Annotated in this window: 16 protein-coding genes; 4 read left to right on the forward strand and 12 right to left on the reverse strand. The window is 56.2% G+C overall.

Annotated features, from left to right (window positions below; translation table 11 throughout):
• The first annotated feature begins 63 nt into the window (after window positions 1-63).
• Together SP68_RS23955 and actP are read left to right on the forward strand one after the other, a co-directional pair.
• Window positions 64-375: a DUF485 domain-containing protein gene (locus tag SP68_RS23955; protein WP_004177812.1), complete on the forward strand. Its 312-nt coding sequence runs from the start codon at window positions 64-66 to the stop codon at window positions 373-375.
• Window positions 375-2,027, forward strand: a complete 1,653-nt coding sequence (actP, locus tag SP68_RS23960) for a cation/acetate symporter ActP (RefSeq protein ID WP_024623073.1) — start codon at window positions 375-377, stop codon at window positions 2,025-2,027. Before SP68_RS23955 ends, actP begins: the two co-directional genes overlap by 1 nt.
• A gap of 54 nt (window positions 2,028-2,081) precedes the next feature.
• Here the strand turns inward: actP and SP68_RS23965 are convergent, their stop codons facing one another.
• From SP68_RS23965 to SP68_RS23995, 7 genes are all read right to left on the reverse strand, one after another.
• Window positions 2,082-3,179, reverse strand: coding sequence for a type 1 fimbrial protein (locus SP68_RS23965; protein ID WP_040971106.1), 1,098 nt, complete (start codon window positions 3,177-3,179; stop codon window positions 2,082-2,084).
• Window positions 3,180-3,198: 19 nt separating this feature from the next.
• A complete protein-coding gene (locus SP68_RS23970) occupies window positions 3,199-3,750 on the reverse strand; it encodes a fimbrial protein (protein ID WP_032701148.1) in 552 nt (183 codons plus the stop codon).
• 36 nt (window positions 3,751-3,786) lie between these two features.
• Window positions 3,787-6,366, reverse strand: a complete 2,580-nt coding sequence (locus SP68_RS23975) for a fimbria/pilus outer membrane usher protein (RefSeq protein ID WP_022065205.1) — start codon at window positions 6,364-6,366, stop codon at window positions 3,787-3,789.
• Window positions 6,320-7,009: a fimbrial assembly chaperone gene (locus tag SP68_RS23980; RefSeq protein WP_032691118.1), complete on the reverse strand. Its 690-nt coding sequence runs from the start codon at window positions 7,007-7,009 to the stop codon at window positions 6,320-6,322. The genes SP68_RS23975 and SP68_RS23980 overlap by 47 nt, the downstream gene beginning before the upstream one ends.
• A gap of 60 nt (window positions 7,010-7,069) precedes the next feature.
• Window positions 7,070-7,627: a fimbrial protein gene (locus SP68_RS23985; protein ID WP_074442684.1), complete on the reverse strand. Its 558-nt coding sequence runs from the start codon at window positions 7,625-7,627 to the stop codon at window positions 7,070-7,072.
• Window positions 7,628-8,137: 510 nt separating this feature from the next.
• A complete protein-coding gene (locus tag SP68_RS23990) occupies window positions 8,138-8,827 on the reverse strand; it encodes an LrgB family protein (RefSeq protein WP_023296899.1) in 690 nt (229 codons plus the stop codon).
• Window positions 8,824-9,231, reverse strand: coding sequence for a CidA/LrgA family protein (locus SP68_RS23995; protein ID WP_022065207.1), 408 nt, complete (start codon window positions 9,229-9,231; stop codon window positions 8,824-8,826). The genes SP68_RS23990 and SP68_RS23995 overlap by 4 nt, the downstream gene beginning before the upstream one ends.
• A 105-nt stretch (window positions 9,232-9,336) precedes the next feature.
• Here SP68_RS23995 and SP68_RS24000 point away from each other — a divergent pair, with 105 nt between their 5' ends.
• Window positions 9,337-10,218, forward strand: a complete 882-nt coding sequence (locus SP68_RS24000; protein WP_012543171.1) for a LysR family transcriptional regulator — start codon at window positions 9,337-9,339, stop codon at window positions 10,216-10,218.
• 162 nt (window positions 10,219-10,380) lie between these two features.
• Here SP68_RS24000 and SP68_RS24005 read toward each other — a convergent pair whose 3' ends face one another.
• The 4 genes from SP68_RS24005 to soxR form a co-directional block, all read right to left on the reverse strand.
• A complete protein-coding gene (locus SP68_RS24005; protein WP_004206334.1) occupies window positions 10,381-12,027 on the reverse strand; it encodes a Na+/H+ antiporter in 1,647 nt (548 codons plus the stop codon).
• A gap of 147 nt (window positions 12,028-12,174) precedes the next feature.
• A complete protein-coding gene (locus tag SP68_RS24010; protein ID WP_008807272.1) occupies window positions 12,175-13,524 on the reverse strand; it encodes an NCS2 family permease in 1,350 nt (449 codons plus the stop codon).
• A 390-nt stretch (window positions 13,525-13,914) separates the two neighbouring features.
• A complete protein-coding gene (locus SP68_RS24015) occupies window positions 13,915-14,583 on the reverse strand; it encodes a glutathione S-transferase family protein (RefSeq protein WP_008807273.1) in 669 nt (222 codons plus the stop codon).
• A gap of 259 nt (window positions 14,584-14,842) precedes the next feature.
• Window positions 14,843-15,301, reverse strand: coding sequence for a redox-sensitive transcriptional activator SoxR (gene soxR, locus SP68_RS24020; RefSeq protein ID WP_004206331.1), 459 nt, complete (start codon window positions 15,299-15,301; stop codon window positions 14,843-14,845).
• A gap of 84 nt (window positions 15,302-15,385) precedes the next feature.
• Between soxR and soxS the strand changes: the two genes are divergently transcribed.
• Window positions 15,386-15,715, forward strand: a complete 330-nt coding sequence (gene soxS / locus SP68_RS24025; protein WP_004151738.1) for a superoxide response transcriptional regulator SoxS — start codon at window positions 15,386-15,388, stop codon at window positions 15,713-15,715.
• Here the strand turns inward: soxS and SP68_RS24030 are convergent.
• On the reverse strand, window positions 15,700-17,304 hold the full coding sequence (locus SP68_RS24030) for an EAL domain-containing protein (RefSeq protein WP_008807274.1): 1,605 nt from the start codon (window positions 17,302-17,304) through the stop codon (window positions 15,700-15,702). The genes soxS and SP68_RS24030 overlap by 16 nt on opposite strands.
• Between the last annotated feature and the right edge of the window lie 184 nt (window positions 17,305-17,488).

Consider the following 17,488-nt stretch of genomic DNA (forward strand, 5'->3'; position numbering starts at 1 on the left):
GGGGTTGCTGTCGCCAGCGTCCGCTGAGTGGATGACGAAAGGGAGACCTCTGGAGACGCTAAGATGAATGAACAACTTTGTCAGCGGATAGAAAATAGTGCGCATTTCAGGGAGTTAGTTGCATCACGGCAACGGTTTGCCGCCATTCTGTCAGTGATTATGTTAGTGATCTACGTGGGCTTTATTTTGCTTATCGCCTTCGCGCCCGGCTGGCTCGGCACTCCGCTGCACGCCGGTACCAGCGTCACCCGCGGGATCCCGCTCGGCATTGGCGTGATCGTCATTTCGTTTATCCTGACCGGTATTTATGTCTGGCGGGCCAATGGTGAATTCGACCGTTTGACCAAGAGCGTTCTCAACGAGGTAAAAGCATGATCAAGAGAGTCCTGACGGCGCTCGCCGCCACGCTGCTGCCCCTCGGCGCTCACGCGGCAGACGCCATTACCGGCGCGGTACAGCGCCAGCCGACCAACTGGCAGGCGATTGTCATGTTCCTGATTTTCGTCGCCCTGACGCTTTACATCACCTACTGGGCCTCAAAACGGGTACGTTCGCGCAGCGATTATTATACCGCCGGCGGCAATATTACTGGCTTCCAGAACGGGCTGGCGATTGCCGGCGACTTTATGTCGGCAGCGTCGTTCCTCGGTATTTCCGCGCTGGTGTATACCTCAGGCTACGACGGCCTGATCTACTCGCTGGGCTTTCTCGTCGGCTGGCCGATTATCCTGTTTCTGATTGCCGAACGACTGCGCAACCTTGGCCGCTATACCTTTGCTGACGTCGCTTCATACCGCCTGAAGCAGGGGCCGATCCGCACCCTCTCCGCCTGCGGATCGCTGGTGGTGGTGGCGCTGTATCTGATCGCGCAGATGGTGGGCGCCGGCAAGCTGATCCAGCTGCTGTTCGGCCTCAATTACCATGTCGCCGTGGTGCTGGTTGGCGTGCTGATGGTGCTCTATGTCCTGTTCGGCGGCATGCTGGCAACCACCTGGGTGCAGATTATTAAAGCGGTTCTGCTGCTGTGCGGCGCCAGCTTTATGGCCTTTATGGTCATGAAGCACGTCGGCTTCAGCTTCAATAACCTGTTTACCGAGGCGATGGCCGTCCATCCGAAAGGGGCGGCGATTATGAGTCCCGGCGGACTGGTGAAAGATCCGATATCCGCGCTCTCTCTGGGTCTGGGTCTGATGTTCGGTACCGCCGGCCTGCCGCATATTCTGATGCGCTTCTTTACCGTGAGCGATGCCAAAGAAGCGCGTAAAAGCGTCTTCTACGCCACCGGTTTTATGGGCTATTTCTATATCCTGACCTTTATTATCGGCTTCGGCGCCATCATGCTGGTCGGCGCGAACCCGGCGTTTAAAGACGCGGCCGGACAGCTTATCGGCGGCAATAACATGGCGGCGGTACATCTGGCGGATGCGGTGGGGGGCAATCTGTTCCTCGGCTTTATCTCCGCGGTCGCTTTCGCCACTATCCTGGCGGTGGTGGCTGGCCTGACGCTCGCCGGCGCCTCAGCGGTGTCGCACGACCTGTACGCCAACGTCTTCCGCAAGGGCGCGACCGAGCGTCAGGAGCTGAAGGTCTCCAAGATCACCGTGCTGATCCTCGGGGTGGTGGCCATTCTGCTGGGTATTCTGTTTGAAAATCAGAACATCGCTTTCATGGTCGGCCTGGCCTTCTCCATTGCCGCCAGCTGTAACTTCCCGATTATTCTGCTGTCGATGTACTGGTCGAAGCTGACCACCCGCGGCGCGATGGTCGGCGGCTGGCTGGGCCTGCTGACTGCGGTCATTCTGATGATCCTCGGCCCGACCATTTGGGTGCAGATCCTCGGCCATGAGAAAGCGCTGTTCCCGTATGAATATCCGGCGCTGTTCTCCATCGCCATCGCGTTCATCGGTATCTGGGTCTTCTCCGCCACCGATAACTCACCGGAAGGGATGCGCGAGCGCGAGCAGTTCCGCGCCCAGTTTATCCGTTCACAAACCGGGATCGGTATCGAACGCGGCCAGGCGCATTAATCGTTCTCTCCCCTTCCCCGGCGCCGTCCGGAGAAGGGGCTCACCCCCGACCTCTTAGTTATAGGTTAAGGTGATCACCCCGGTGGCGTTTGCCGAACCCGCGGTCACCGCGCTCCCCGTCTTGTAATAGTTAGTGGATAAGGCAAGCGTCTGCATGGCCGCGGCCCCGCCTGGGCTGTCGGGGTTGGTGAAATAGCTATAGCTGGCGTCCGCGCCGCTGTTGGTCACCGTCGTGCGGCTCGAAGTATAGAGGCTGATATCGGTATTTAACGGCAGCGCTTCGCCATTCATATTCAACTGAACCCCCACCCCGGTGGCAACATTCTCCTCTGCCGTTAAGGCTATCACCGTGTTGCCAGGGTTATCCCCACTCGCTTGCGCCGCCGCCACACGCATCGAAACGTTGGTTCCCGGCTCGCAGGCAAGGGTCAGGGACTGCCGCGCGTTCCCCACCTTCGTCGCGGTGTTGAACTCGCTGGCATTGATGCTGCCCATGGCAAAACTGAGATTATTGCTACCGACAATACACCCCATCGGGATCATCTGGATGCTGGTGGTGCCGCTGATGTGCAGCCGGGAAATGGAGAGCGTCGCCTTACTATCCTTCGCCGAAACCGTAGCCACCGGATCGCTGAACGATAATTGACTGTTGCTGGCGATAGCGCCGCCGGTGGCCACCAGCTGCAGCTGATATGCCGGGGTGTAATGGGTCGAGGCATAATAATCAAACAGGCCGGTGGGCTTACCGAGATAGTAATTCACATCGCCGATATAATGCACCTGCGAGTCGGGGCTGAAATCATCGGTATCACCGTCATATTCACCGCTGATATTGAGCCACACCTTGACGCGGAGGCCAATCCCCTGCACCGAGGTGGCATAGATATTATCCCCTATCAGCGCCCCGGCATTGTTCGAGGACCAGGCAAACACCGCGTAGGTGCTTCCCTCGCAGTTAATCAGCTCCGTTTGCGCGCGGGTAATTTTCCCCGAGTCATACAGCACGGTGCCCGCGGTGTAGCTCCCGGCGTTGACCAGAATCTTTTCCGGCAAGTTAGTCATCGAGACATCGCCATAGTTGGTTCCCGTGCAGGCCGCCCAGCTATAGAGGGGACACAGTACCAGCATGAACAAGAAGATCAGTTTTTTCATACCCATCCCTGTCGAAACGTTATTTGTAAGCCACATCGAACGTGGCGGTAAAGCCGACAATCCCCGGCCTTACCTGGCCATAGGGCGAAAACATGCGTGCTACCATATTGAAGATATGGACGTCGGCACGGCCACCAAAGGTATAAAGATACTGGTCGCCAGGCCCGAGGGGCTGCTGATCGGCAAGAGTGAGAAGTTGCATACCGACGCCGCTGGCCCCGTCGCTGCCTGTGCGGAAGTTTTTATAAACCGAGGTGTAAGTGTTATCGAATTTTGCTCCGCTAAATGCGATGGTTACCGCCGACGCATCGGCGGAACAACTGGAAAAGACCAGCTTAACCGGCACGCTGGCGCCGCTCGACCCGGCATTTCCGGAGAACGTCTGCGAGGAGACGGTGCCTAAATCGATACTGTTCGACGGTTCCACGGCCACCTCGCAGGAAGGCGCTTCGATGGTGCCCGTGACGTTAAAATTGACCGTGCTGCTGCCTTCATAAGCCAGCGCCGGAAGGGAGAGCAGCAAAAGGCTGGCCACCAGGATGCCCCTTGTGCTGCCGTCTCGCATATTCATATCAGCCCCTTCTTCCATGTTGAAAACCTGCATCCATTACCGGCATTCGGCCTGATAGAACAGAATATCGTCGCCAAGAGCCATGCTGGAGAAGTCGTAATGAACGGTGCACTGCTCACTGCTTTTCTCCCCCCAGCGCGCTAACAGCTGGCCTTTTTTCTGCAGCCCCGTGAGATACACCTGCCCCTCATCGCCGACAATATTGCTGCGCGCCGCGCTGGCGCGATCATTATCAAGTGTCACCAGCGCGCCGAAAGGCACAACACCGTTGCGAGTACGCAGGGTGAGCATCGCCTTATAGCCAATTCGGGTGTCATACTGCACTTTGACGATTGCATTGCGCGTTGGGACCACCGTTCTGGCGACGTTATCCACCTCGGCGCCAGCCATCTGCTGTTCATCCAGCGCCAGGCTGTTGCGATGGTAAGGGCGAACATACGGTACGACGGCATACCCGGCGGCATCCGTCGTCACGTTGGTCTGGCCCTGCACCCGCACATCGCTGACGCCGGGCGTTTCGACCAGCGCAGCACTCTCACCCAGAAAGCGCGACAGCGTGAGCCCGCCCGCGTGGGCAACCATGCCGCCGCGCAGCGAATAATTGTAGTGATTGCTGTAGTGGTCGTAGCCATAGCCGCCGGCGACATCGCCTTTTGAGCCCTGATAATTGACGCTGAGGTTGCCGGAGGTGCTCTTATCCTGGGTGTTGTAACCCTCCTGGAGGCTCCAGTTGAGAGAACGATCCTCGAACGCCGAGCCATTGAGCCCCACGCTGTGCGTGGTGTCGTTATGCCGACCATGGTTCAAGGTGTAATTCGCCGAGAGCGTCTCGCCAAGCGGGATGCTTAGCGTCAGGGAGACGATGGTATCGCTGGCCGGCCGGTTATTGCCGCTGTCATCGGTGCTTTGCACATTGCGGTTATAGGAATAGTTAATAAAGTAGGAGGCCCTGCCAATCGACCCGCTATAGCCCACGCCTACCGACTCCATGCGCGAGCTGTCCCAATAGGTTTCATTGACCAGCGAAAGCGAGAGCGAACCATAGCCGAACAGCGTCTGCGACAGCGAAGCGTCAAACCGGCCTTTCGTTCTGCCGCTCTGCGTACAGCAGTCGCGCTGCGTGGAGGCGTTATCGACAAAATCCTGAAACGAATAGTATCCCGCGGTGGAGTAGCGATAGCCGGCCACGGAAAAGCTGGTGCCCGTCTGCAGAAAGCTTTTGCTGAAGCGGACGCGATACGATTGCCCCTGTTCTTTGCGGGTTGACGAGGCCGTATCGCTGGTTTTCACGTCGGCCCACGACTGAGAGCCGTCAAACGACAGCGCGCCGATGGTGCCAAGGTTAAAGCCAGCGCCTAACAGCAGGTTGGTGTATTTATCTTCCGCCTGCTGAAAGCCGGTATAGAGAGTAAAGTTACTGGTGGCGCCATAGGCCAGGGAAGACTGAATAAAGTTGTATTCTTTATCGTCGGAGCTGCCTGAGCGCGTCCTGCCGCTGCTCAGCGCATAGTCCAGCTGGCCCTCACGCTGCAGGACCGCCAGCGAGGCAAAAGGCACCACAAAGTTTTGCTCGCTGCCGTCAGACTCTTTAACGGTGACGTACAGATCGCCGGCGCTGCCGGTGGCATACAGATCGTTAATCTCAAAGGCGCCGGGAGCGACGGTGGTTTTATAAATGCTGTAACCATTCTGATAAACCGAGACCTCCGCGGTGGTGCGCGCGATCCCTCGAATCGTCGGCGCGAAGCCATGCAGGCTATCCGGCAGCATCTCTTTGTCCGAACTGAGCTGCAGGCCGGTAAAGCTCACACTGTCGAAGATGCCGGAAGAGGTATAGGTATTACCGACCACCAGTTGACTGCGCAGGGTGTGAATATCGCGGGCAAGGTACGAGTAAACCGACTCCCAGCGGCTGCTGTTGTCGCTGTGGCTATAGGTGCTGTAGTTGCGCAGACGCCATGGCCCCAGATTCACCCCAGGCTGCAAGCTAACAAACTGGCTGTCTACGGTCGCGCCATTATGCCGCGGCGCATTGCGCTGCCCGGTGACACTATAGTTGAGAAGACCGGCGTTGATCCCCTGCTGCCACTGGCTCTCCGGTATATAGTCTCTTGGGCGATTCAGCATCGCGGCCTGCGGCACGGTAAAATCGATTCGCTGTTGGGCAAGAGACACCGAAAATGTCATCCCGGGGATCGCCGACAGCCGGGCGCAGGTTTCCCCTGCCGCGAACAGCTGGGGATAGGCGGTGGTATTAATCAACCACGAATTCAGATACTCCGCGGAAAGACAGGGAGAAGCGGTCGCGCCTGCGTCATGGCCAATTTCCTGAAAGGTCAGCGATTCTGAACTGACATACTTATCATTGATGTAAACATCCAGATGATAGGTGCCCGGCGGTACGCCATCTTGCGAAAAATAGGACAGATCCACCGAAGCCGCAGGATCCTCGGCGACTTCGAGTAAATTCGGGTTGAAATATTCACCGGCCTCAGCGCGAGAAGACAAGGTACTCAGGCACAAAACAATAGCGACGCAGATACTTTTGGTTGAAAACAGTAGCTCAACGCTACTGAATGATAGCGGTATATTTCTTCCCTGACATACCATAATCATTAATCACGCTCCATGTGATCTCTTTTTTCCCTGTCGCGGACAGGGTACTCTGCACGGGTATTTTTAAAGTAGAAAATGGGGCAGCAAACCATGCGCCAGAAATATTTTTTCCGTTAAGGCTAACCTGGGAAAAATTCATATACAGCGGTGAGTTATTTTTTACCGTCACCGAGTCCCCCGCTTTTCCCCACTGTAATTTTTCGGCATACGATTCCGGTGTATTGCCTTTTAACGCGGCAGGTCGATAAATCAATTTTATTTTCGAGTTGATGGCAAACTGCACCACATTTTTATCCGGGACATATTCCGTTGCCGGGATCCCTTTGATATTGAGCCAAAACATCGACTCGCGATCGTCGGGTAATTTTTTTCCTGAGCGGACAACGCGCACGAATCCTTTCTCTCCGGCTTTGAGACGGAACAGCGGCGGCGTAATAATAAACGCGTCTTTGGCTGGCGACGCGGCATCCACCACCGAGAGCCAGGACTGGACGATATTGCTGCTCTGATCTTTATTCTCAACCGTGATGACGGCGTTGTTTTTCGCACCATCAAACACCAGACGCGTGCCGCCCACGACCACGCTGGCTTGCGCAATAGAGGAAGACAGCAAAAAACCGACCACAAAAAAAGGATATCTCATACGTTTAATTAAAGGGGAATAGCAGACGATTCCCCTTTCTCCATTCAACAAAACGCCGAATTAATAATAAGTCACGTTATAAGTCACAGTTGTCTGAACGGTACCTTTCGTCGGATCGGTATCACCCGACTTCACCATTTTAACGGTGAATGGAATGGTTGCGGCACCGGAAGAAATATCGACATCCGAACCCTCTTCATTATTCTTCATTACCTTACCCGCTTCGTCGAAAAGCGCCACAGCAACACCGGTTGCCGGCTCATCAGTCGCCTGGTTTTTAAAATAATCGCTGTTCGCGGTATCGGAAACACCGCCAAAAGTGACGCGAGCGATGCTGTTGCCACCGTCTTCCGCGGTCGGGCAATCGGCTAAGCTAAAGGAGAAGTTCTTGGCAGCGCCGAAGGTATACGCTTTCAGATCTGCCACTGAGGTGGTGCCCATATCAATAGCCGTTACGCCGCCGTCAATGGTCGCCGTACAGGTCGTATCGGAAACAACACCATTAAAAGTAATGGTGTTATCGGCCTGAGCAACGGTAGACAGCACGCTGCAGGCAGAGAAAATCAGGGCACCAGCCAGAATTTTTTTACTCATCTTCATATTTATTCCCATATCCATTATAAACGACAATCAGTCCGTCAATTGTTTTATGCAGATATATTAGAGAATGAATTTGCATCCGCGCGGCGTCACATACACATTTACGTGACATATGATTTATGATAATTAATATTATACATAAATAAACGACCAGCATTTGAATCCATTCAATAATACAAGCCCGCGTAAAAAGAATAACGAACAGAGGGTAAAAGCTCAATTATTAATGTAAAAATTGATTTTTAAACAAATCGCCTTAAAAAATGAGAAAAATAAAATGAAGTTCCTTTGAAATCATAGCGATACAAACTTATAAAATTCTTAGAGATAATAAAAAGCCTATACATCATTCGCAATATAATTAGATCACTATTGATTATGAAATATTTAGTTACAAAGAGAGGATGGTAATAAGAATTGCCTTAATCTTTTCTGATGACCAATAACCGGCATAAACAAAAAGGGGCGAAAATAGTTCACAACTATTCCGCCCCTCAATATTTCATAACAACCGGTTACACGAGAACGCTAAAACAGCAGCCAGCGCACTAACGGCGCCGCCAGCACCACCACTACGCCAGACAGCATCATCACCAGGCTGGCCACCACGCCCTCCTGCTGGCCCAGCTCATAGGAGCGCGCCGTCCCGGCACCATGGGAAGCCGCGCCGAACCCGGCTCCTTTCGCCATCCCTTCCCGGATAGCCAGGCGTAAAAACAGCATATCCCCCACCGCCATGCCAAAGACGCCGGTGATCACCACAAACAGCGCCACCAGATCGGGCTGACCACCGAGCGGTTTCGCCGCCGCCAGCGCAAAGGGCGTGGTCACCGAGCGCACCGCCAGGCTGCGCTGGATTTCATCAGACAACATCAATCCGCGCGCCAGCCATACGGAGCTGGTCACCGCCACCACCACCGCCGTTACCACCCCGGCGCTGAGCGACATCCAGTGGCGTTTGATCACCGCGACATTTTCATAGACCGGGACGGCAAAGGCGATAGTGGCGGGGCCCAGCAGCCACAGCAGCCAGTGGGTCTCTCCCATATAGCTCTGATAAGAGATATGGCCCAGCACCAGGATCAGCACCAGCAGGATCGGCGTGAACACCAGCGGCATCAGCGGCAGTTTATGAAAACGGCGATACAGTCTTTTATTGGCGTAATAGAGACCCAGCGTCGCCACCAGACACAGGACGCTCAGCATGACATCATTCATTTTTTTAGCCGGCTCACTTCGTAACGGTAAACCCTGTCGACGACCCAGGCCGTCGCGCCGAGCACCATCAGCGTGCTTAAGGCGATCACCAGGAAAATCCGCCAGCCATCAACCATCAGCAGCTGGGTATAATTGACCACCGCGACCACCGCCGGGACGAAAAACAGCAGCATCTCCGCCAGCAGCCAGCGGGCGCCGGCGCGAACCCAGCTCAGGGGGATCACCCGGCAGACGATCAGCAGCAGGAGCATCACCATGCCGACCAGGTTAGCCGGCAGGGGTACCTGCCACCTGTTCACCAGATATTGCGCAAAAATAAATAACCCGACATAAAGAAGCACCTGCAGCGGGATTTGAAGACGCTGCGCCACGGCGGGGGCAACGCGAGCTGGCGCGAAGGCCATGAGCGATATTCCTGAAAAAAAGAAGTCAGGGGTGCAGTATAGAGAGCCGCCGAAGCGGACAGAAATGAATTAAAATCATCGCAGGTATAGTCTCAGGGAATAATTATGGATATCCGAACGCTGCGCTATTTCGTTGAAGTGGTTCGTCAGCAGAGTTTTACTCGCGCGGCGGAAAAGCTGTTCGTCACACAGCCCACCATCAGCAAGATGCTCAAAAATCTCGAAGATGAACTGAACTGCACGCTGTTGATCCGCGATGGCCGTAAACTGCTGCTCACCGATACCGGGCGCGTTGTTTTTGAACGCGGCCAGGCGATCCTTGGCGAGTTCAGCCAGCTGGAGTCAGAACTGAGCGATATCAACCACCTGCATAAAGGGGTGCTGCGGCTTGGCATTCCACCGATGGTCGGAATGCTGATGGCGGAGCCGATCAGCCGCTTCCGCGAGCGCTACCCGGGCGTCGAGCTGAAAATCGCCGAGTTTGGCGGCCTGACGGTCCAGCAGGCGGTCAGCAACGGCGAGCTCGATATGGCGATGACCGCCCTGCCCATCGAAGAGGGTAGCCACCTCACCACCCTGCCGTTGTTCAACCACCCGCTGTGCGTCCTGACGCCAAGAACCGCGCCGTGGGAGGGCGTGACCTCGCTCTCGCCGGCCGAGCTGGCGGCGTATCCGCTGGTCATCTACAACGAAGAATTTGCCCTCAGCCAGCAGCTGATGCGCCTGTTTGCCGAGCATGACGTAAAGCCGCGTATCGCGGTGCGCAGCGGCCAGTGGGATTTTCTCGCCGCGATGGTGCAGGCCGGCATTGGCGTGGCGATCCTGCCCGAGCCGATTTGCCAGCGTCTCGACCCGCAGAACTTTTGCTGGATCCCATTGCAAAGCGAGCTGCGCTGGGAGCTGGGGATGATTTGGCGGGAGGGCGTGTATATGTCGCGCAGCGCTGAGGCCTGGCTGGCGTGCAGTAAAGCGTTCTGGCTGGAATAATTCCCTGGTGACAACGCATTTCACAGAGGAATGGGTAACCCGGGTCAGGCGCTTGCGCCGCTGCCCGGGTTTCCCCCGGTCGCGCTAACGCTTACCGGGGCGACACATTTACTGCAGTCTCGCCAGTAGCCCGAATAAGCGTCGCGCTATCCGGACTAAAGGTTATTGATCTTCGATTAACAGCGCTTCCAGCAGGTCGAGATCGTGCAGCAGCTTCTGCAGCGTCTCGTTACTGATCTGCCGGGTGGCGCGCAGGTGATACAGCTCTCCACGCTCGGAGCGCAGCGCCGCCAGGCGGAAGCGACGCTCCAGACTCTCCTCCAGCATAGAGGTCTCCACGTCGTTACGACCATCGGCGCGCCGGCGCAGGTTACCGATCACCCGCGAACTGACTTCGGTCAGCAGCTGATTATCGATATTCTCTTTGGTATCCGCCGCCAGGCGCTCTTCCATCTTCTGGATCGCCACAATCGCCACGTCTGCCGTCGCTGCGCGCGCCAGCCGTTCCTCTTTCCGCTGCTGCACGTTGTCACTGGATTCAATGTGGCGCAGCAGGATCGGCAGCGCTATCACCCCGACGAACAGCGAGAACAGGATCACCCCGGCGGCGAGGAAAATCAGCTCATAGCGCGCCGGGAAAACATTCCCGTCCGGCAGCAACAGCGGAATCGAGAGCACACCGGCGAGGGTAATCGCCCCGCGCACCCCGGCCACAGAGGAGATCAGCAGCTCGCGGGTGGTCCAGGAGCCAAACTCCATCGGTTTCTTCTTCAGGAAGCGCTGACTAAGCTTACGCATCGACCACAGCCAGCCAAAACGCACCAGCATCAGCGCGGCATAGATCAGGATGATGTCGGTAAACAGCATCCAGGTCTCGACGTTGGGGTCAGCTTCCGCCGCCACCAGCGAGCTGGAGAGGATATCCGGCAGCTGTAGGCCCAACAGCAGGAAGACCATGCCGTTGAAGACAAATTCCAGCATCGCCCAGGTGCTGTTGGCGCGCAGACGCATGGCCAACGGCGCGGTACGCATCACGCCGGAACGGGTGATGGTCATCCCCGCCGCCACCGCCGCCAGGATACCGGAGACACCGATATGTTCGGCAATCAGATAGGAGGCAAACGGCAGCAGGAACAGCAGGACAATCTGCGTGGCGGGTTCATCCCCGCCCCAGCGGCTGAGGAAACGCATCGAACGGCCATACGACCAGCTCACCACAAACCCGGCCAGCACGCCGCCGATCGCCACCTTCAGAAATTCTACGGTCGCGCCGCCAACGGTGAAGACCATAGTGCCCATCGCCACCGCGACGGCAAACTTGAGCGAAACCAGACCAGAGGCGTCGTTCATTAACGCCTCCCCCTGCAGAATGCCCATGATTTTTTTCGGTATCCGCCCTTCCCCGACGATGCCGGAGAGCGCCACGGCATCGGTCGGCGAGAGTACGGCCGCCAGCGCGAACGCCGGGATCAGCGGAATGCCAGGCACAATCCAGTAGATCAGAAAGCCGATGCCGACCACCGTCACGACCACCAGCGCCAGCGCCAGACCAAGGATCTCCCGCCCGTGTTCAATAAACTCACGGGTCGGCGTTTTCCAGCCGTCGGCGAACAGCAGCGGCGGGATAAACAGGACCAGAAACAGCTCTGGATCAAATTCAACGTGCAAACCGAAGGTCGGCCATGCCAGAAGCGCGCCAATGGCGATTTGCATCAGTGGGAGTGGAACCTGAAAGGGCAGTACACGCGTCACTACCCCGGACAGTGAGACCACGAGGGTCATGATGAGGATGGTAAAGAATATTTCCATGTGTTCCCTGTTTGCTGCGTTTTCTTTTATACCTGTGAGGCGTCGTGCCTGTGAATCATACGCTACCCAGATTAACGCAAATGGAAACAGGATGTGGCTTAAAAATAAAACGGGCGGCCTGAGCCGCCCGTGAGGAGCACGAAGGGTTTAAATCGCCCAACCGCCCGCGTAAAACGCCACCAGCGCCACGGCGATAATTACCGTACCGAGGTTCAGCTTGCGCCACTCGCCGGAGACCAGACGGCCAATCACCAGGGTAGCGAAACCGATCATGATGCCGGTCACGATGTTACAGGTCAGCACGATAAACACCGCGGTGATCAGGCCAGCCATCGCGTCAACGAAGTCGTTGAAATCGATTTTTGCCACGTTGCTCAGCATCAGCAGGCCGACGTACATCAGCGCCGGCGCGGTCGCGTAGGCCGGTACCAGATAAGAGAGCGGGGAGAGGAACAGGATCAGCAGGAACAGGACACCGACCGTCACCGCGGTCAGACCGGTTTTACCGCCAGCCGCGGTACCCGCCGCCGATTCGATATACACTGCCGCTGGCGCCGCGCCAACTAAACCGGAGAAGACGCTGCTCAGGGAGTCGGTGGTCAACGCTTTACCGCCGTTGATGATCTGTCCGTCTTTGTCCAGCAGGTTTGCCTGGCCGGCCACCGCGCGGATAGTACCGGTGGCGTCAAAGACCGCCGTCATCACCAGCGCCAGCACGCTGGGCAGCACGACCGGGTTCAGCGCGCCGATGATGTCGAGGCTGCCGATCAGCGAGTTGCCTTTATCATCGCTCAGGGATGGCATGGCGAAAATACCGGAGAAATGGACGTTCGGATCGAAAATCAGGCCCACAATCGACACGCCAATAATGGTCAGCAGAATACCGCCCGGCACCTTCATTTTTTCCAGACCAATGATCACCGCGAGGCCAATCAGCGACATCACCACCGGGAAGCTGGCAAATTTGCCCAGCGCCACCGGCAGACCGTCCAGCGGATTTTTGATCACCAGACCAACGCCGTTGGCGGCGATCAGCAGCAGGAACAGGCCAATCCCGATCCCGGTACCATGCGCCACGCCCTGCGGCAGGTTGCGCAAGATCCAGCTGCGGATGCCGGTCGCGGAAATCACCGTGAACAGGACACCCATCAGGAATACTGCGCCGAGGGCCACCGGAATACTGATCTGCTGCCCCAGCACCAGGCTAAAGGCGGTGAAGGCGGTCAACGAAATGGCGCAGCCGATAGCCATCGGCAGATTTGCCCATAACCCCATCACCAGCGAGCCAACGCCCGCCACCAGACAGGTCGAGACAAACACCGCGGCCGGCGGGAAGCCCGCTTTACCGAGCATGCCCGGCACCACGATGACGGAGTAAACCATCGCCAGAAAGGTAGTAAGACCTGCAACAATCTCCTGACGCACGGTGCTACCGCGCGCCGAAATTTTAAACCAGGCGTCTAATGAACCGCCGGTACGCGCTGAAGGCGTAGACATAGAAAACTTCCCCTGAAAATTTTTATTGTTCGTTGATATGCGTGGTGGACCCTCCACTGCCAGTTAAACGCGATCTCCTTGTACCGAATCGCAGCGCCAGGGGGGCTGCAAAAAAGCAAACGTTTAACTCCGCGCATACACTACGGTGTGTCAACCTTATCTCCTCCCCCTGGATAGCAGAAAAAAGAGGGAGCAAAACAGAAAGGCAAACGATTATCCGGCCTTTAGATAACCCTTTTCAACCGATGTTTATCGTATTTCGCTAAATTTCGCTTATGACGAGCAGAAAATAACCAGACGATGCGCAAACGTTATCGTCTATGCGCAATCCGCTAACAAATTTTTAGTGAGTTGCTTTCATTTGTCGGCGTCATCGGATCCGCTGATACCTCAGGCGCCGGGTAAGGTGAAGGGACCGCCGCGCTCGATGGCCCGCTGCCAGGCCGGACGCTGCTCCACCCGCTGTCGCCAGGCCTCAATATGGACAAGGTCATGCACGCCACCGCGCGCCAACAGCGCCATCACCGGGAAGCTCATCTGGATATCGGCCATACTTAGACGCTCGCCGGCAAACCATGGCCGCGTGGCAAGATGGTCGTCAATAAACCGCGCATGGGTGGCCAGCTGGGGATCCAGCCACGCTTTCTGAATGCCCTTGCCCAGCAGGGCGCCCAGCGAGCGGACGCCAAAGGGCACAGGGGGTTTACCCAGGCTGGCGAACACCAGCTTCATTAACAGCAGCGGCATCAGCGAGCCTTCGGCATAGTGCAGCCAGAAGCGGTACTGCAGTTTGTCCTCTATCGCCTGCGGCTTCAGCAGCCCGCCGCTGTCCCAGGTCTCCTGCAAATACTCGAGAATGGCCCCGGACTCCGCCAGCACATAGCCGTTGTCTTCCAGCACCGGCGATTTCCCCAACGGATGGACTTTCTTCAGCGCCGCCGGCGCCAGCATCGACTTTTCCCGCTGATAGCGGACTATCTGATAAGGCAGCTGCAGCTCTTCCAGTGCCCACAGTACGCGTTGCGATCGTGATTGATTAAGATGGTGTACCGTCAGCATGGGCCTCTCCCGTGGTTTGTTCAAATTAACTATAGGAACAGGCGCTCATTGCCGGGAAAATTTCGGCAAAATAGTGAGGAAAAAATGACGGCAGCTGCCATAGTTAAAGTGTCGACGCAAACCGGAACCTCCATCAACAGATTGCGCAATACTGAGGGACGTCGATGTCGGGGGAAACCCTCTCGTGAACCAGCGAGATAATGCGAAAGACAAAGACCGGAAAACAACTAAAGCGCCCAGTTGTGGCGCTTTAGTTTTATTATTCCTCTTCCAGCAGCCGGGCGCCGGTCCCCTCTTCCCCCAGCTTATCGCCCGGGTTGCGCAGCGGGCAGTCGCGCCGTGATAAACAGCCGCAGCCGATACAGCCGTCGAGCTGGTCGCGCAACGCCGTCAGGGTATGAATACGCCGGTCCAGCTCCTCACGCCACTGCGATGACAGCATCTTCCACTCTTTTGCGCTGAGGTTGTGCCCTTCCGGCAGTACGCCAAACGCGTCGCCGATGGTCGCCAGCGGGATGCCGATGCGTTGCGCAATTTTGATAATCGCCACCGCGCGCAGGACATCGCGCCGGTAGCGCCGCTGGTTGCCGGCATTCCGCTGGCTATGGATCAGGCCTTTACTCTCATAAAAATGGAGAGCCGAGACCGCCACGCCGGTTCGTTTTGCCACTTCCCCGGGCGTCAGCAGCATTTTGATGCGGGGTGATTTCTTTTCCATAAAGCGCTTTACCTCAAGTTAACTTGAGGAATTATACTCGCCCGCAGACAAAACGACGAATCGAGAATTGAGAGAGGCCGCTTTATGTCCCATCAGGATATTATTCAAACACTGATTGAATGGATTGATGAACATATCGATCAACCACTTAACATTGATATAGTCGCCAGAAAGTCAGGATACTCGAAATGGTATCTGCAGCGGATGTTCCGTACCGTAATGCATCAGACGCTGGGTGATTATATTCGTCAGCGCCGCCTGCTGCTGGCGGCGGAAGCGTTGCGAACCACTCAGCGACCTATCTTTGATATCGCGATGGATCTGGGCTACGTCTCGCAGCAAACCTTCTCCCGGGTGTTCCGCCGCGAGTTCGACCGCACTCCCAGCGACTACCGCCATCAGATCTCCGCGTGACGCGGCGGCTGAGGCCTGCTTATGGGCGTGGGAGCATTCGCTAACCACTGCATAAACTCCCGCGCCGGCATGGCTTTCGCAAACAGCCAGCCCTGACAAAATTGCACGCCGCGCTTGTAGAGCCAGCTTACCTGCTCCGGGGTCTCCACCCCTTCCGCGATAGTTTTTAAACGCAGCCCGCGCGCCATCTCAATGATGTGCTCAGCGATCAGATGGCTGGTGTTGTTGGTGGTCAGCGTATCAACGAAGGTTTTATCGATTTTGAGGATATCGACATTCAGCGCGTGCAGATTATGCAGATTCGAGTAGCCGGTACCGAAATCATCGATCGCAATCTCATAGCCTGCTTCGCGGAACGCCTGGATCACCGGCGTCGTTTTCGCCACGTCGATAAACCCGCGCTCGGTCACTTCGATTTTGATCTGTCCGATGCAGACCGCATAGCTGTGCGCTTTCTCACTGATCTGTGAAATCAGCCGCGCCGAGTGGAAATCGGACGCAGAGAGATTGATCGCCACATACAGCTGCGGATGGCTGGCAAGAAACTCACCCATTTCATAAAACAGCTCATCCACCACGTAGTCCGTGATCTGGGCAATCATGCCTTCATTTTCCGCCAGCGGGATAAACTCCGCCGGGTTCATCACCGGGCCATCAAACCCCGGCCATCGCAGTAGCGCCTCCGCCCCGACGCAGCGGTTATTTTTAATATCGATAATCGGCTGGTAGTGCAGCCGCAGCTGGCGGCAGCTCAGAGCCCGCTGTAGCATATTGCGCGGCGAGTGATACTGGCGGCGGGTTCGTGTCCACACCAGCACCAGTAAAATACTGCAAATGATCCCCAGCGGCAGCGTCAGGCTCGCCTGGTCACAGAAGTTGTGGTAGTAGCTGGCCCGGGAGGTGGACATGATGACCGCGATCGGCCGGATAGCGGAGCGGGCTATCGTATACACCCGACCATTCTGATTAAAAAAAGCATCGCCTTCGCGAATTAACGCCTGGAGTTCGGCGGGCTCAACATTATTACTCAGCGAGAAAAAGAGGTTGGTTTTAGTATCGAAAACGCCATAGGCTAAATCGCGGTCGCTGGCAATCACCGAGCTGAACGAGTAGGGGTTGACCACCACCACATAGGGCCCCTTCTGCATATAATTCATGGCAAAGCCCGGGTAAAACGGCGTATCCCGATAGTAGTAAATCGCCACATCCGGCTTTTTGGTGTAATTCGCCGCGGGCATCCGCCAGCCGGTCTCGGGATGAGCGGACGTTGAACAGATAAAGCGCTGACCGTTGGCGTAGATCAGATCTTCTACATACAGCAGACCGCGAACAATATGCAGTAAATAACGCTGGTGCTCCGCTGAGCATAGCTCACCACGATACTGGCTGGCTTTAAACCGCGCCTGATCCGCTTCCCGGATGACCATTTCTGTTTTTTGCAGCGCCAGCTGCGAAAATGAGTGCAATTGATCAATGGTTTCGGCTTTGGCCCGCAGCTGGGCAAACCACAATGCCAACATCACCGGCAATAAAATAACCAGCCCCATTCCGACAAGTCTGAGCGCCTTATGCGGCGCACTGTCAGCCATTTACGCTTTCATCCATGCGATATGCCTTAATTAAGGTAGCCCGAACACGTTAGCAATCGCGACTGCGATAGACATCAGCAGATATCTGCCAGCCCTTCAGGGCGTCAGCTTTTCAGCTGGTGGTGTTGAATAATACTTATTTATCAGGTATTCGAAAGATATTCTCGTCAGATTAAGAATAGAC

Origin of the sequence: Klebsiella variicola, assembly GCF_000828055.2 — a bacterium.
GTDB classification, from domain to species: domain Bacteria; phylum Pseudomonadota; class Gammaproteobacteria; order Enterobacterales; family Enterobacteriaceae; genus Klebsiella; species Klebsiella variicola.

Coding starts and splice junctions, on each gene's coding strand:
- SP68_RS24005 (WP_004206334.1), bottom strand. CDS start 12,027: ATGGAAATATTCTTTACCATCCTCATCATGACCCTCGTGGTCTCACTG.
- SP68_RS23990 (WP_023296899.1), bottom strand. CDS start 8,827: ATGAATGATGTCATGCTGAGCGTCCTGTGTCTGGTGGCGACGCTGGGT.
- SP68_RS23975 (WP_022065205.1), bottom strand. CDS start 6,366: ATGATTATGGTATGTCAGGGAAGAAATATACCGCTATCATTCAGTAGC.
- SP68_RS23955 (WP_004177812.1), top strand. CDS start 64: ATGAATGAACAACTTTGTCAGCGGATAGAAAATAGTGCGCATTTCAGG.
- SP68_RS23985 (WP_074442684.1), bottom strand. CDS start 7,627: ATGGATATGGGAATAAATATGAAGATGAGTAAAAAAATTCTGGCTGGT.
- SP68_RS24010 (WP_008807272.1), bottom strand. CDS start 13,524: ATGTCTACGCCTTCAGCGCGTACCGGCGGTTCATTAGACGCCTGGTTT.
- soxR (WP_004206331.1), bottom strand. CDS start 15,301: ATGGAAAAGAAATCACCCCGCATCAAAATGCTGCTGACGCCCGGGGAA.
- SP68_RS23980 (WP_032691118.1), bottom strand. CDS start 7,009: ATGAGATATCCTTTTTTTGTGGTCGGTTTTTTGCTGTCTTCCTCTATT.
- SP68_RS23995 (WP_022065207.1), bottom strand. CDS start 9,231: ATGGCCTTCGCGCCAGCTCGCGTTGCCCCCGCCGTGGCGCAGCGTCTT.
- SP68_RS24000 (WP_012543171.1), top strand. CDS start 9,337: ATGGATATCCGAACGCTGCGCTATTTCGTTGAAGTGGTTCGTCAGCAG.
- SP68_RS24030 (WP_008807274.1), bottom strand. CDS start 17,304: ATGGCTGACAGTGCGCCGCATAAGGCGCTCAGACTTGTCGGAATGGGG.
- SP68_RS23970 (WP_032701148.1), bottom strand. CDS start 3,750: ATGAATATGCGAGACGGCAGCACAAGGGGCATCCTGGTGGCCAGCCTT.
- SP68_RS24015 (WP_008807273.1), bottom strand. CDS start 14,583: ATGCTGACGGTACACCATCTTAATCAATCACGATCGCAACGCGTACTG.
- SP68_RS23965 (WP_040971106.1), bottom strand. CDS start 3,179: ATGAAAAAACTGATCTTCTTGTTCATGCTGGTACTGTGTCCCCTCTAT.
- soxS (WP_004151738.1), top strand. CDS start 15,386: ATGTCCCATCAGGATATTATTCAAACACTGATTGAATGGATTGATGAA.